Origin of the sequence: Bacillus sp. FSL M7-1020 (genome assembly GCF_038050415.1) — a bacterium.
In the GTDB taxonomy this organism is placed as follows: Bacteria; Bacillota; Bacilli; order Bacillales; family Bacillaceae_G; genus Bacillus_A; species Bacillus_A toyonensis.
On the sequence record NZ_JBBOTW010000002.1, the window covers coordinates 242,455 to 255,400 of the forward strand.

At 33.0% G+C, this 12,946-nt stretch carries 16 protein-coding genes and 3 pseudogenes; 8 read left to right on the forward strand and 11 right to left on the reverse strand.

Annotated features, from left to right (window positions below; all coding sequences use genetic code 11):
* Positions 1-163: 163 nt before the first annotated feature.
* From MHB70_RS27825 to MHB70_RS27835, 4 genes and pseudogenes are all read left to right on the forward strand, one after another.
* Complete coding sequence (locus MHB70_RS27825; protein ID WP_061530286.1) at positions 164-394, forward strand: helix-turn-helix domain-containing protein; 231 nt, start codon at positions 164-166, stop codon at positions 392-394.
* A 96-nt stretch (positions 395-490) separates the two neighbouring features.
* Positions 491-618 (forward strand): annotated as a pseudogene (locus MHB70_RS31220) (DNA repair protein); the annotation flags it as partial.
* A gap of 217 nt (positions 619-835) precedes the next feature.
* Positions 836-1,039 (forward strand): hypothetical protein, encoded by a 204-nt coding sequence (locus tag MHB70_RS27830; protein ID WP_079995236.1) that lies wholly within the window; start codon positions 836-838, stop codon positions 1,037-1,039.
* Positions 1,040-1,051: 12 nt separating this feature from the next.
* Entirely contained in the window at positions 1,052-1,273 is a 222-nt protein-coding gene (locus MHB70_RS27835; RefSeq protein ID WP_061530284.1) for a hypothetical protein, read from the forward strand.
* Between the two features lie 234 nt (positions 1,274-1,507).
* On the opposite strand, the gene MHB70_RS27840 is transcribed toward MHB70_RS27835, so the two are convergent.
* The 5 genes and pseudogenes from MHB70_RS27840 to MHB70_RS27860 all read right to left on the reverse strand — a co-directional run bounded on the left by MHB70_RS27840 (position 1,508) and on the right by MHB70_RS27860 (position 4,701).
* Positions 1,508-1,864 (reverse strand): PH domain-containing protein, encoded by a 357-nt coding sequence (locus MHB70_RS27840; RefSeq protein ID WP_061530283.1) that lies wholly within the window; start codon positions 1,862-1,864, stop codon positions 1,508-1,510.
* 109 nt (positions 1,865-1,973) lie between these two features.
* Positions 1,974-2,287 (reverse strand): annotated as a pseudogene (locus MHB70_RS27845) (ArpU family transcriptional regulator); the annotation flags it as partial.
* A 75-nt stretch (positions 2,288-2,362) separates the two neighbouring features.
* A pseudogene (locus MHB70_RS27850) lies at positions 2,363-2,546 on the reverse strand (hypothetical protein).
* Positions 2,547-4,073: 1,527 nt separating this feature from the next.
* Entirely contained in the window at positions 4,074-4,520 is a 447-nt protein-coding gene (gene dut, locus MHB70_RS27855; protein ID WP_061530282.1) for a dUTP diphosphatase, read from the reverse strand.
* A 13-nt stretch (positions 4,521-4,533) separates the two neighbouring features.
* The gene (locus MHB70_RS27860) at positions 4,534-4,701 is read right to left on the reverse strand and encodes a hypothetical protein (protein ID WP_179862844.1); all 168 of its coding nucleotides are present in this window, start codon (positions 4,699-4,701) and stop codon (positions 4,534-4,536) included.
* 139 nt (positions 4,702-4,840) lie between these two features.
* Between MHB70_RS27860 and MHB70_RS27865 the strand changes: the two genes are divergently transcribed.
* The 3 genes from MHB70_RS27865 (at position 4,841) to MHB70_RS27875 (ending at position 5,697) form a co-directional block, all read left to right on the forward strand.
* Positions 4,841-5,050, forward strand: a complete 210-nt coding sequence (locus tag MHB70_RS27865) for a hypothetical protein (RefSeq protein ID WP_061530281.1) — start codon at positions 4,841-4,843, stop codon at positions 5,048-5,050.
* A 137-nt stretch (positions 5,051-5,187) separates the two neighbouring features.
* Entirely contained in the window at positions 5,188-5,298 is a 111-nt protein-coding gene (locus tag MHB70_RS27870) for a YjcZ family sporulation protein (RefSeq protein WP_080451888.1), read from the forward strand.
* 297 nt (positions 5,299-5,595) lie between these two features.
* Positions 5,596-5,697 carry a YjcZ family sporulation protein gene (locus MHB70_RS27875; protein WP_079995239.1) on the forward strand — a complete coding sequence of 34 codons (102 nt, stop codon included), beginning with the start codon at positions 5,596-5,598 and terminating at the stop codon, positions 5,695-5,697.
* A gap of 240 nt (positions 5,698-5,937) precedes the next feature.
* Here MHB70_RS27875 and MHB70_RS27880 read toward each other — a convergent pair whose 3' ends face one another.
* From MHB70_RS27880 to MHB70_RS27890, 3 genes are all read right to left on the reverse strand, one after another.
* Complete coding sequence (locus MHB70_RS27880; protein WP_061530280.1) at positions 5,938-6,234, reverse strand: ArsR/SmtB family transcription factor; 297 nt, start codon at positions 6,232-6,234, stop codon at positions 5,938-5,940.
* Positions 6,235-6,821: 587 nt separating this feature from the next.
* Positions 6,822-7,706, reverse strand: coding sequence for an Rpn family recombination-promoting nuclease/putative transposase (locus tag MHB70_RS27885; RefSeq protein WP_061530279.1), 885 nt, complete (start codon positions 7,704-7,706; stop codon positions 6,822-6,824).
* Between the two features lie 332 nt (positions 7,707-8,038).
* A complete protein-coding gene (locus tag MHB70_RS27890) occupies positions 8,039-8,755 on the reverse strand; it encodes a hypothetical protein (RefSeq protein ID WP_061530277.1) in 717 nt (238 codons plus the stop codon).
* 458 nt (positions 8,756-9,213) lie between these two features.
* On the opposite strand from MHB70_RS27890, the gene MHB70_RS27895 reads away from it, so the two are divergent.
* Positions 9,214-9,396, forward strand: a complete 183-nt coding sequence (locus tag MHB70_RS27895) for a patatin-like phospholipase family protein (RefSeq protein ID WP_061530276.1) — start codon at positions 9,214-9,216, stop codon at positions 9,394-9,396.
* A gap of 177 nt (positions 9,397-9,573) precedes the next feature.
* Here the strand turns inward: MHB70_RS27895 and tnpB are convergent, their stop codons facing one another.
* The 3 genes from tnpB to MHB70_RS27910 all read right to left on the reverse strand — a co-directional run bounded on the left by tnpB (position 9,574) and on the right by MHB70_RS27910 (position 12,945).
* Positions 9,574-10,695, reverse strand: a complete 1,122-nt coding sequence (gene tnpB / locus MHB70_RS27900) for an IS200/IS605 family element RNA-guided endonuclease TnpB (protein WP_061530275.1) — start codon at positions 10,693-10,695, stop codon at positions 9,574-9,576.
* Between the two features lie 409 nt (positions 10,696-11,104).
* Positions 11,105-12,076, reverse strand: a complete 972-nt coding sequence (locus MHB70_RS27905; RefSeq protein ID WP_061530274.1) for a hypothetical protein — start codon at positions 12,074-12,076, stop codon at positions 11,105-11,107.
* On the reverse strand, positions 12,076-12,945 hold the full coding sequence (locus MHB70_RS27910) for a hypothetical protein (RefSeq protein ID WP_061530273.1): 870 nt from the start codon (positions 12,943-12,945) through the stop codon (positions 12,076-12,078). The genes MHB70_RS27905 and MHB70_RS27910 overlap by 1 nt, the downstream gene beginning before the upstream one ends.
* Position 12,946 lies beyond the last annotated feature (1 nt).

Sequence of the window (12,946 nt, forward strand, 5' to 3'; positions counted from 1 at the left end):
TGGTAACTTCGTAATCTTCTACATTTATAAATACCGTGTTAGCTACTTTGATACATCATATTGTAGACAGCTTGTACATTATGTAAAAAACTTTTTTCGTCTATGCGAATAGTTTTTTACATTTATGTCCACAATGTTGAAAATAGGTTCAGGAGGGATTTAAGTGTTTTGGAAATTCGGAGGTAAAAACCGAACGAAATTAGGTAATTTTTTAGATCGGAATGGCTTCACCCAAACTGATTTAGAAAAGACAGCAAAATTAAGCCGTCCTACAGTTTCAAAAGCTTGCAATGATAAAGAATACATACCTAGTCCAACTGTAATGAAAAAGATTTTAAAAGTTATCAGACAAATAAAACCCAATATTAAATCCACCGACTTTTGGGATATGTAAAAGCCTTATAACAGAACCCACATTCGCATACACCGAGAATACACGTCTTTTTTTAGGAGGTATACCGGTGTATGATTAGTCAATTTTCCAAGTCGAATTGTATTATGTTTAGACCTTCTTAGCCTTGATGCAAGCGTTTCCTGCATCAAGACGTGCTTAGATCTCTACATACTAAATTAGCTGTAATAGGAGATGTGAGTAAAAGTGACTCCATTGTTTTTGCTACAATATCAATTAATATCTTCTCACCTTTACTTACTTTGTATATTTAAAACGCTTAATCACAATCTGGGCTTCGTTGACTATCCATACCCACCACCTTCTACATAAATAGGAAGTAGTTTGTCTAACTCCTCCATATGGTAATTCTCATTGTAAATCTTTTTATTTAAATGTATAATTATATAAAAAGTTCTAAATATTTGAATCGAGTTGAAAATTATGAGAAGTTTTAGTTCATTATTGATCTCTACTATCTGTTCAATCATCCTTTTAGTTTGGAGTTCCCTTTCTTTCTATACTGGATTCACAACAGGACATACATACTACTGGGTTAACGGTATCATAGCCTTGGTTTTCCTTCTATTCTTTGTCTTAGATATGCGAGATATCATCAAGAAAAACTACAGAACATCAGGACAATAGGAGTTGATACATGTGTGGAAAAAAATTAAGAATTATAGATTAAGCTTAAAAGATTTAAAGTTCATGTTATGGTTATTCGGTATTACATGTTTTGTATACGGCTACAATTTCATTACAGGATTAGCTTTTGACCATAAATTCCAAGTCTATGATTTAGGTGGTGCTATAGCTACATTCGCCGCATTTATGGATACTAAAAATAGGATTCAAAATAAAATTTATAAGACAGCTTAAAAAGGAATCTATCGGGATTCCTTTTTTCTATGCAAAATAAAAAAGCATTCTTTTTAGATGCTCTTTGCTTATACCTTAATACAATTCTAGTGTTAAAATAGCCACACCAAATCCGATACATACCAATCTTATTAAAATGTACAATAAAAAAGCACCCCAATTTTCATGAGATGCATCTTGCTTATAAAGAATCTTGCTATCAATTAAAACAACGCGATAACAGTTCCTTCACGGTTATATCTTTGATTGGACTAACTCATAAAATGAATTCACTTTTGATGGAGTCGAAAAATTATCAAATACAATAAAATCATCACCGTAATTCATTGTTATTTTTTCGATAACAGGGATACTAGACATCTCTAAAACAATACCCTTTGTATGATTGAAGTGATTTACCTCAACGTATTCATATTCCCATTTAAGGCCTTTTCCGAACATATAGTCAGCACAAAACAATAACTTTTTATTTGTAGCAGCTAAAATTCCAGATCTACTAACATAACCAAGATTTATTGCACAATAAATTGTAAAAATTACTTCTTCATTGCTCTGTAAATATTCTTTTACTGTTTGCAAGTTCGCCTTCACTAGTAATCCTCCATATTTTTAGTATTAAATTATCAACAATATATATCTAGTTTATTATATATTCCATTTTAACACTAAAATGGAATCCTTCCAACAAAACCCCTTATATTCAAATCATCCCCAATGAAGTAGCAATCATTCGAATTGCATTTTTCTTCATATAGTAGAAATGATCATTCTTCATTGAGAGTTCTGTATAGATAAAACTATCCTTTAATTTCTCTCCATTCAATACTTGATCTAGATAATCTCCGCCTCATCATAATCTAAAACGTATTGTAAGGCCTTATAAATTTGTTTGAACTTGATATTGCTAACATGCCTTGTATTCCTTATCTCAGAAAACAGACTAATTCCCTCTTGCTGTAGCTCCACTTCATTCTCAAATCGTGCTTTTAAAGCGCGGTATTCCTTTAGAATTTTCGATTGATAAGCTTCTCAAAAGCCATTGTTCTGTTCCCTTGTCCCATTGTTATTCCTCACTTTCTATTAAAAGGATTATTTTATTAAGTTATTTTTCATTAACCAGAAAAAATTGTCCCATGCCTTTTACATCTTTCTCATGCACTGGCATTACATATATCTCTTCATTGATTAACAGCTGCAACTCTACACATTGTTTCTCTGTATTCCACCCGTAAGATGCCATAGGTACCATTTTGGGCTCTCTTTTTCCCTCCATTTCTCTCTACCCCTGAATAAAACTAAATATTCCGTCAATAATATAGATAGGCTGTTTAACAGCCGGAAATCTCTTATGTGTAACCGTACTAATTGAGACTTCCTTCAAGACTGAGCAGTTAGCTTTTGCTAGCTGCTCTTATTTTCTGAAATTGGTTACATTTCCCTGATGTTTTTAACTTAATATTACGTTACGATATAAAAGAGTAGAATATATTGAGCTGTTATACCATTACCCTAGGAAACTAGGGTTTTTATTTCTACAAAATGAAATTTTTATTGAATTGCTTATACTTTATTTCTCAACCATAACGGATGGAATTATAATGAAATGAATGATAATATATAGACATCTCAATTACGTTAGAGCTTGTTTCCTTGCAAGCTCTTTTTTATTAAAATAGCGTTTTTGTTCAAAATGATGACCTTACCCATTTGGACACATTTACCAGTATTTTTACCAAAAAATTCATGATATGGTTATTTAGTCGAGTACGTCATTACTTGACGATTGCCCTTAGAAGCCCCGCAGACAATCGGGGTTTCTTTTATTTAAAAAACGATTTTGTTCACTTTTATAGCTTACTATTCCTCATAGTTGTGTTTTTCTTCTAGGACTTTTATAAAGTTAAAGTGTCCATCGAGATAACAATCATTGATATAACCCCTAAAAATATATTTCATTAACTTCGCTTAAAGTAAAATTTTCATTTTTTCATTCAACCAAGTTCATAACATATTCTTTTCCTCTAGTAAAATAATGATTAGGTGCCCCATGCGCATTTTATCCACTGGAAATAACACCTTTTACGTACTTAACTATTAGAAACTTCATTTCTGCTACTTCTGCAATAGTAATTTTGTTCACTTTTTCGATACATTTATGAAACATTCATATGTTATCTTCAGTACGTTCTATTCTTTTTATAAAACCGTGTGAGATATACCAAAACAAGAAGCCCTAGAGCCCTAACTCTAGGGCTTCTTCATTTAAATACGGATTTTATACACTTTTATTATTTTCACAAACTTTTATATTTATTATACGTAATATATGAATTAGAATTATGATGTCTTTATGAAACATCACGTGTTTCAAATACAACATTTTTTGATGGCCTCTTATCTTTCCGTAAGGGGTCTTTTTTTATAACTATTTTGTTTGATTTCCTTACGCAACATCCTCAAATCAGGATATAATGAAGTATACAGTTACAACATTTTATTATTAGGAGGTATAATTATGTCATTCGCAGCATGGAGTATACTCTTACCAACTTTAATCGGTGCAATGTCTGGTGCGATTTTCGGTATAATTTCTTCTCGAAATAAGAGCAAGAATCCAAATTAAAAGCTTAGTAATAAGATTTAATAACTACTCTATTGGCAGCTGATTCATCCTTGAATTTTCAGCTGCCATTTTCTATTCAAATAACGCTTTGGTTAAAAATTTGTAAGTTCAGCTTGTTCAGTCGTATAACGTGTTCCTTATTAATCCCTCGTTTCTTTATAAAATTCAAATTTGATTTTACTTTACGCCCGTTGATCCGAACCCGCAAACGCCACGTTCACTAACCAATAGTTCGTCCACTTCTTCAAAATGAGCTGTTTCCACTGGCGCTATGACACCTTGAGCAATGCGAGTCCCTCTTTCAATTACATGAGCTTGCATACTTGTCTCTTTAGGGACTTCAATGTTATCAACTAGAACACCAACCTCCCCTCTAAAACGACTATCTACAGTTCCAAGAAACACGCGTAACTTTGTGTCACGCGTCATACCGCTACGTGGGCGCACCTGCACTTCGTATCCTGGTGGAATTTCGAAAGCCAATCCCGTTGGTACAACCTTTGTTTCTCCTGGCCAAATAATTGTGTCCTCTGCTGCCACCAGATCAAAACCAGCATCGAATTCCCGTGCATGCTTTGGTAAATCCACATCTTTCAATCGTTTAATTTTCACTCTTAGCTTCATTCTGTTCCGCTCCTTATAAATAGCTTTCCAATTTCCCTTTTCGATTCTTCAGCTCTTCCAAAGAATACTTTGTCTTCTGTCTTTCGCCATCCATCATGACTAGGTGGTATTCCAAATTACATATCTCATTTTCTACAGCTTTAATCTCACTTTGCACCTGCACCACCGTTTCTTTTTTCATTACTTTCCTCCCTTTGCTTTGCTAATTTACTTCGTAATCTTATATACACCGTTCTCCATTTTCATCATTCCGGTGTCTTTTTTATTAGACAAAACAATATAAATTACATTATAAATATAAAGGGATATAAGGAAGGTAAGTGAATATCATAATTAATTTTGAACCATTTAGCCCAACTATAAATGACTTAGCAATCAAGCTGGCTATGATACTGTTTATACCGTTATTTTTAGCGTTGATTGTCAAAGTGGTACTCATGAAATTTATGAAAGAATCGATTGCTGGCAGACTAGCATATCTATCTTGTTTATTTTTTATGTACTATGTATTTAAATTTGTTACAGAGTAGAAAGGCACTTTAGAGTGTTTTTTCTTTATGCTCAAAAGGACCTGCTCAATTCATGCATAAAAACATAAAGTATATTAAATCCGTTAAAATACATGCGTACACCCTTGTTTTCTCTTCTGATTAAAGGAGGATCTATTATGGGATTTGGTGGTAGTTGCGGTGAAGGCTGCGGTTTTGCTGGAGGATTTGCTTTACTCGTTGTACTCTTTATACTATTAATCATTATCGGTTGCAGTTGCTTCTGCTAAAAAACTATTGGAAAAGATACTCTCATATGGGTGTCTTTTCTTTATGCATTAAAAAACCCACCTATTTCCGTAGGCGGGTTATATGTGATTTTGCATTTGTACATTATTATATTATACCAAGAATTCTTAATCCTCAAGCTTCCCGATGGTTCAAGTCGAAGGTAGGCACCTTAGAGTGTCTTTTTTTATTTTCAAAAGGACCTGCTCAATTAATACCTAAAAACATAAGGTAAAGTGAATCCATTAAAATACATGAGTGACCTTAATTTTCCCCTCCTACTCAAAGGAGAGATTAAAATGGGCTTTGGTGGTAGTTGCGGTAGTTGTGGCGGAGGATTTGCTTTATTAGTTGTTTTATTTATTTTATTAATCATTGTTGGAGCTTCTTGCTTCTGCTAAAAAACTATCGGAAAAGGCACTCTTATATGGGTGTCTTTTCTTTATAAAATTTACATCAAATTAACTAAACTTTATAAAGAGATGTAGTAAAATATAAATTAGGTGGGAACCCAGATATATTTGTGTTGTAAGAAAAGTCTTATGTAGATTAAGTAGAGGAAGGCACCTTTGGGTGTCTTTTCTTTTGGTTATTGTTTTATTTATAAAGTGCTTGAATTCAAAAAAGACATATAATAGAACTTAATATAATAATCCTAATAAATCGATAATGTCAATGATCTTCTTATCTTCTACTCTACAATAAAGCTTTGTACCCTTGCGCTCGATAATTACCATATTACCTTTAGTTAGTTTGCGTAAATGTTGTAAAATCATAGGTTCCGAAATATGCGTCGCAGCGTTCAACTGGGAAACTGTCAAAGTCCCACTTATAATCAATTCACGTACGATTAATAAACGACTTAAACTGCCTAATAATTCTAAGATTTCAGCACCACTTTCATAATTACTAGAATTCATATTGAAATCGCCCAACATACTATTCATCTCCCTAATATTAATACAAATACTAGCTCAAATAGTTTAACATAAAAACAGGAAGTATCCTCCTAATAATTTCTATAAAAATGTAAAAATTTCAAGTTTTTGATGGTTCGAGTCGGAGGAAAGCACCATAGGTTGGCTTTTCTTTATGAATATAAGATACGGGGAAAAATAGGCCAAAGGACAGAAATGCATTCTGAAACTTCTAAACTATCTTTTTATTTACTTTCGGCATAATATAACAATATAAAGATATTTTCTATGTTATTTTATTACGTTGCAATCTTAAATTTTACATAATTGGAGGAACAAACGTGGGAAGAATCATTAAAAAAACATTGAATTACTGAAGAATTCTGTCCTCAACATTACATCAGATTTGCATCATATTTATTAATGGTGAATACATTTCACGTTCTTCTTTCAACTTTTCTATATAATTGTGAGCAGCATGAAAAACATCAAAAAATTGATTAAGAAAAAGCACTGCCAAAATCTTCAGCAATGCTTTTCTATTAAACATATCATGATAATGAAAATCTATTTTCTTTTATTTATAAGTATTGTCGGTTCATATATATTTACTTTAATTTCAAGATACGTTCTATTTCTTCCACACTCAACTTACTTGCTTTTGCAATAGTTTCAAGCGGTACACCAATTTCATACATCCCTCGAATCATCTGCATCTTACCTTGCTCAATGCCTTTTTCCATGCCCTCTTGTTCTGCATGGGCTAACTTAGCTTGTTCATCTAGAAGTAATTTCTCTCGAGCTTCATATGCTGTTCGGAAAGAAGAATCATGGCTCATATTTTCCCACTTATTTATTGCCTTTTGTAAAATTGGATCCTGATTCATCGCAATCTCCTCCAATGTTTGAGTTAAATGTTCATCTTCATGTGCTGGTAATAATAACATCCAACGAACAAATGTATTTTCCCACGGGTTTACTTTTTCTTCACGCCATTGTTTTACCAATTTTGGTATCTCTACAAAATGGATTTCAATGTCGTCACTTAATAGTTGCTGCATTTTAGGATTCCATAATTGTCCGATAGTATGAAATGCATCATCCTGAGAAAATAAAATAAAATCTAGTAAGTTAATTGTAATTGTTTTTCGAAGTGAACGATATGGCATTCCTTCTTGCATTTGGGATGTATAAAGTTTACTCCAGTAATATAAAGATCGCTTTACCATATCATGTGTATTTCGAAGCTGAATTTCAATATTTACTTGCGTTCCATTATCTAGCGTTGCTAATAGGTCTAAAATCGATAACTTATCATCTTCATAAGATTTATGGAGATGTGGATCATCTAATTGTAGTGAAGTAATAGGTGCATCTAAAGATTCCTCTAAAATTGCATTTAGGAAACCCATTAAAATTTCCTCATTTCCTTTTGTTCCAAATAACTGTTTAAAAGCAAAATCAATGCGTAAATTCACTAATTTAGTGGACATGGATTTCCTCTCCCTGTCTATATCATATCTTATTACTATTGTACATAAAAAAAGGTAGCACATGCAAACAGGCTCTTATGTTATCAGGTTGTCTAAACTTATAAAAACTTGTGATTCCGACAAAATGGTCTTTTTGATTCCACATGCGCCTCTATTTCTATATCTAATTCCTCATTTTTAACATCCTTATATAAATTCTTTAAATGCTCAATTTTTTCCAAGGCGCTTTGTTTTAAATATTCTTCGGCTCCTACTATTTTTAAATTAATATCCCCCTCATAAAACACTTTATCTTTATAACATTTCCTATAATATTACACTTTAAAGAGAAACTAAAAACTCATTTCATCATTTTTCTTTTCTGAATTCCTACTTAATATTACTAGTTTTAGTTGTTCATAGATTTTCTGTGTATCTGGTGTACTTTCAGCTTGTTTACGCTTACGTTTTACCGTCATACCATTTTCCACTATTACATCATCTTTAGTTTCTGCGACCATTTCCAGGTGTTTAAGTACCGCAATACGTTCTAATCCTTCCATTCCTTCTGACTCTTTAACTTCATCTGCATCATCAATTATTTCTCGCTTTTCTGTTTTTATAATTTTCTCTTTTTCTTTTTTTAGTTCAATTGCTGGTTTCTCTTGTGACCTGCTCTCTTTTTCTATGTTAACTTCAGAAGCTTCAATGACCTCTAAAGGTTTATTTTTAATATTTACTTTTTTATTTGCTTTTGATATAGCATTTTTCACTTTCATCGCTCTTGAAGAAGAGGATATTTGATTTAGTATTCTTCCTAACCCATAGAAACGAATTGCTTCAACTATGACACTCATTACAATTCCAAAAATCCATGAATTCAAAAAATATCCAACTAAGCCAAACGTTATAACTCCTGGTAAATATAAGCTGGCATAGGCTATTAAGTTAGGTATAGCTTTTTCTACTGCTAATTTGAAGCTATATTTAATTATTAAATATATAGTACTTAATCCCACTATTAAACCAGCCAGACTTATTAGCAAATTTTTAAAAGTTTCACCTATCATTATAATTTCCTCCCTTAATGCTTTAATTTTAATAACTCGTAGTGTTTTCACATTACAACTTAACAACTCATCGCACTCTCTTTATATAAAATCTCTAAATAATGGGACCAACTTAATTGTTTTTAAATATAAAAAAACCTTTCAGGTATATGAATATTTGCAAGCAGTTTTGCTCTACAAAATCATAGCCCCGAAAGGGTTATATTAGTAATTGATTATGAAAAGTAAGAAAAAAAGAAAGTCTTATCTATATAATATCTTTAGTTGTCTTAATTTTCAATATATAATAGTTAGTTCTCCTAATCGATAAAAACAATAAATCATAATAAAAGAAATGTTTTTATGATTTATAAACATATTTACTTTTTAACTACAACTACCAAGTTATTTTTTCTTCATATTATGTTTTTTTATTATAATATTATCAGGAAATTCTAGTATAGAAAGAAGTGTATTTGATGAAAGAAGTTGATTTTATTTTAGCTGGTGGTGGTAAAGGAGCCTATCACATAGATGTATGGAAAGCATTCAATGAATACGGTATTAGTGATAATATTTGTGCCGTTTCAGGTACATCTGTTGGAGCTTTAAATGCAGCACTTTTCTCCCAAGGTGATTACCGTATTGCAGAAACCATATGATCAAACATAGAACCCAGTCAAATTTTATCAATTGATACAAAACAATATATATCCAAAATGATAGGTAGTAACTACTTAGCAAATTCTATAATGACTCCGTTATTGAACTAGCCCCACTTTCACTTCGTTTAGAAATGAGGGATTCCTAAGTAAAGAGTTCTATCGAACTCTAATTGATTAGGCTAACCCCGCAGTCCTTGCGGTTAGAAGTCTTATCGCTTCATTCTTTAGATTGATACTTGCGTTAATATCCCTATCATGGTGTGTACAACAAGAAGGACAGTCCCATTCACGTAAGTTTAGATTTTTAACGTCTTTATTTTGATATCCACAACCAGAACATAATTGGCTGGAAGCAAATGTTTTCGATACGACAATGACTTGTTTGCCATACCATTTTGCTTTATATTCCAACATGGTTCGAAACTGTGACCAAGATACCTCACTAATTGCTTTTGCTAACTTATGATTCTTTAACATATTCGATACTTGCAAATCCTCTATACCGATAACATCGTGGTTTTTGATGATTTCAGTTGAGATTTTATCCAAGTAATCTTTTCTAGCATTTGATATATATTCATGAATTCTAGCTACCTTTACTCGTTGTTTATTCCAGCGAGAAGATCCTTTTATTCTTCTAGAAAGAACACGCTGCGCCTTCGCCAACTTCTCTTCTAATGATCGAAAAAACTTCGGATTTTTATAGGTTGTTCCATCTGACAAAATAGCGAAATCTTTTAGTCCTACATCTATTCCAATGTAAGAATGTGTTTTCGGAAGTTCTTGTACTTCTGTTTCAACTAACAATGACACAAAATATCTACCAGAAGGGTTCCGTCTAACTGTAGCATTTACAATACGCCCCTTTACTTCACGACTTTTGGCAAATCGAACAAGTCCTAGTTTTGGCAATTTAATTTTGTTTTCTATAACAGCAATGTTTTCATTTGTTTGTTTTGTGGTATAAGATTGTACGTTGTTTTTCTTTGATTTAAAGCGCGGGGCGCTGTTTTGTTTTTTGAAAAAGCGTGTATAAGCATCCGCAAGGTTGCGAACAGACGACTGAATCGCAATACTATCCACTTCTTTTAGCCAAACAAACTCTTTCTTCAAGGCAGGAAGTTTGGCAGAGCATGTACCATAGGTCAAGCCTTTTCCTGTCTCTTTGTATGCGTGATCCCATAAGGATAGGAAATGATTGAATACAAAGCGGGAACAACCAATCGTTTTGTTGATTAGAATTGCTTGTGCTTGATTTGGATAGATACGAAACTTATAGGCTTTATTGATCATCATTTCATTCACCTCCATTTCGGTATATAACCATTATACGCCAAACATATATTCGATATATAGTAAAGTAACACTTTCTGTATGTCGAACAATTAAGATGGCTTCCTACCATCCCTTGTTCGAAGCCAATTCATCTCCCACCTACTCACTGGGCTGTGCCCCTTTACGCTCCTTGAGGAAGGAGTCTTCTTGGCTAAAATGATAAAATTAGCAAAAAAAGTATCAAAAACAGGCGTTTTTTCTCGCAATGGTATGTCAGAAATTATTAATCAATATATACATATAATTTATATCTCAAAATCTATAAAAAATAAAATTAGATATATTTCAAACAAAAGTTGAGTTGTAAATATCAATTCAGCGTTAGAACAACAGAGAGCCGCTTCAGCGTATTTACCTGAAGCAGCTCTTGTTATCTCAAAAATGGTAATGATGCTTGCTGAATACTGCTTTGAGTTGAGACATAAAATGATTTTGCAAATCCCTCATTGTGAATACATTCATCTATTACAAGCATTATAGGAATCTTCCGTAAGTCTAACATTAGCTCCTTTCTAACATGTTCTGCTAAAGCGAGATTAGATATAGATAATATAAAAATTCCTGGTAAACTCTTCGTGTTTTCGAAATTCAATAAATTATTTGGTCCATTTTGAATTTGATCTTCCCAAATTTTCAATCGCGATTTTAAATGTTGTGCATATCGCTGACCTTGTTGTACCCTTTCAAATATGAAGTTTTGATTTCCAATTGTAGTTTTAATTTCTCCAACAGCAATTGGATTATACCCAGTACCAGTACCTTTTAGCTTTGGATACCAGCACCAGTTTTTTAATAACTGTTGACCTATTGCAAACTCATATTTTATTTGATTCATAGCGACAAATCTTTGTACCCCTGCTACTCCAAGTTTTAACCACTGTTCTGGCTTCAAAGAATAGTTTGTGTTGCGATTATGGTAAGCCCACATCATTAAATGACCAGCAGTATTTAAAGTGATTGGAGCAGAGGTTTTGGGCTGATCCGGAAATAACGCCGATTTTATCTCCCATCGACTAACAAATCCATACAGTACCAGTTTTTTCAACGATTCTGAAACCTGGGACCTACTAATTTTAGATTCCACAAAATTTTTAATTTGAGCTTCAGTAATCGCTAATGAATCCCAAATAAGCTTTAGTATTAAATTATCTTTTTCATTTATAAAACCTGAGTTAATCCTGTCATAAATACTACGTAAATCTGTGAGTGGTTTGAATTTATCTGGAAGAATTGGTCCCCCCTTCAAAGAGGGGTCATCCCAAAGTGATAATGATTCGTCCCTATTAAGCCAATATTGAACCGCCTTTCCATTCTCTTGTACGGAAATCTGCGGCGCACTCATTAGTTATATAAAAATGCCGTTGGATCGTTAACTTTTTTGCGTCCAAATGGAAACTTAAAGATAACCCCCGACCCTCTCTCTTTTTCCACATCCACACTTACAATTCTCATACTCACTACGTCATCCAATACTGGCTGTTCGATTGTTTTAGGGACAATTCCTTTAATTGTGCAGCCTTGGTCCAATTCAACAAAAACACCAAAACGCGGGTCAACATTTACAACCCTTCCTACAATTGTATCCCCTTCAGCTAATTCAGATAATAACTGATAAGGATTTTCCACGGCAGCTTTTCTAGAAACATGGATTAGTCGCTGTTCTGGGTTAAATTGTAGAACCTTAACTGGGATGCGTTCACCAATAGGTGCATAACGATCCACAGCGTTTTTATACACTCTTCCATAGTTTAGTTCATGTAATTTCATAAAGCATTCCGCACCATTGATGCGTAAGAATATGGTTGGAACCTGAGCATTCATGTTGTATCCTGTTACTTCTGCTTCGTAGGTTGGCTCTTGCAGTCTTTCATCTTGCTCCAATTCTATTAACTCACGAATTAACGCATCTGCAGATCTCCTGCTTGCTTCTTTTACTGAAACCTGAACTTTATTTACATCCAGTTCATCAGACATTTGAGTAATTACTACATTAAAAATATTACCTGTGAATTGAGTAATACTTCTAAAAGAGTAATCAGAGAAGTCCTCTTTTTTACAAATACCTATAACCTTTCCGTTTTCAAGGGCAAACTCAGCATATTCAGTATCTGAATCGTCTTTATCTTGTCTTTTAACCGTTCTCAATACAGCCTGAATTGGCTCCTTATATCTACGTAATGCTTGTAGCTTTTCATAAATTTTTGACTCCATA

What these genes read in the sequence shown, in the direction of transcription:
- MHB70_RS27890 (WP_061530277.1), bottom strand. Translation starts at nt 8,755, where the DNA reads ATGATAGGTGAAACTTTTAAAAATTTGCTAATAAGTCTGGCTGGTTTA.
- MHB70_RS27880 (WP_061530280.1), bottom strand. Translation starts at nt 6,234, where the DNA reads ATGTTGGGCGATTTCAATATGAATTCTAGTAATTATGAAAGTGGTGCT.
- MHB70_RS27875 (WP_079995239.1), top strand. Translation starts at nt 5,596, where the DNA reads ATGGGCTTTGGTGGTAGTTGCGGTAGTTGTGGCGGAGGATTTGCTTTA.
- MHB70_RS27860 (WP_179862844.1), bottom strand. Translation starts at nt 4,701, where the DNA reads ATGAAAAAAGAAACGGTGGTGCAGGTGCAAAGTGAGATTAAAGCTGTA.
- MHB70_RS27830 (WP_079995236.1), top strand. Translation starts at nt 836, where the DNA reads ATGAGAAGTTTTAGTTCATTATTGATCTCTACTATCTGTTCAATCATC.
- MHB70_RS27905 (WP_061530274.1), bottom strand. Translation starts at nt 12,076, where the DNA reads ATGAGTGCGCCGCAGATTTCCGTACAAGAGAATGGAAAGGCGGTTCAA.
- MHB70_RS27870 (WP_080451888.1), top strand. Translation starts at nt 5,188, where the DNA reads ATGGGATTTGGTGGTAGTTGCGGTGAAGGCTGCGGTTTTGCTGGAGGA.
- dut (WP_061530282.1), bottom strand. Translation starts at nt 4,520, where the DNA reads ATGAAGCTAAGAGTGAAAATTAAACGATTGAAAGATGTGGATTTACCA.
- MHB70_RS27885 (WP_061530279.1), bottom strand. Translation starts at nt 7,706, where the DNA reads ATGTCCACTAAATTAGTGAATTTACGCATTGATTTTGCTTTTAAACAG.
- MHB70_RS27910 (WP_061530273.1), bottom strand. Translation starts at nt 12,945, where the DNA reads ATGGAGTCAAAAATTTATGAAAAGCTACAAGCATTACGTAGATATAAG.
- MHB70_RS27895 (WP_061530276.1), top strand. Translation starts at nt 9,214, where the DNA reads ATGAAAGAAGTTGATTTTATTTTAGCTGGTGGTGGTAAAGGAGCCTAT.
- tnpB (WP_061530275.1), bottom strand. Translation starts at nt 10,695, where the DNA reads ATGATGATCAATAAAGCCTATAAGTTTCGTATCTATCCAAATCAAGCA.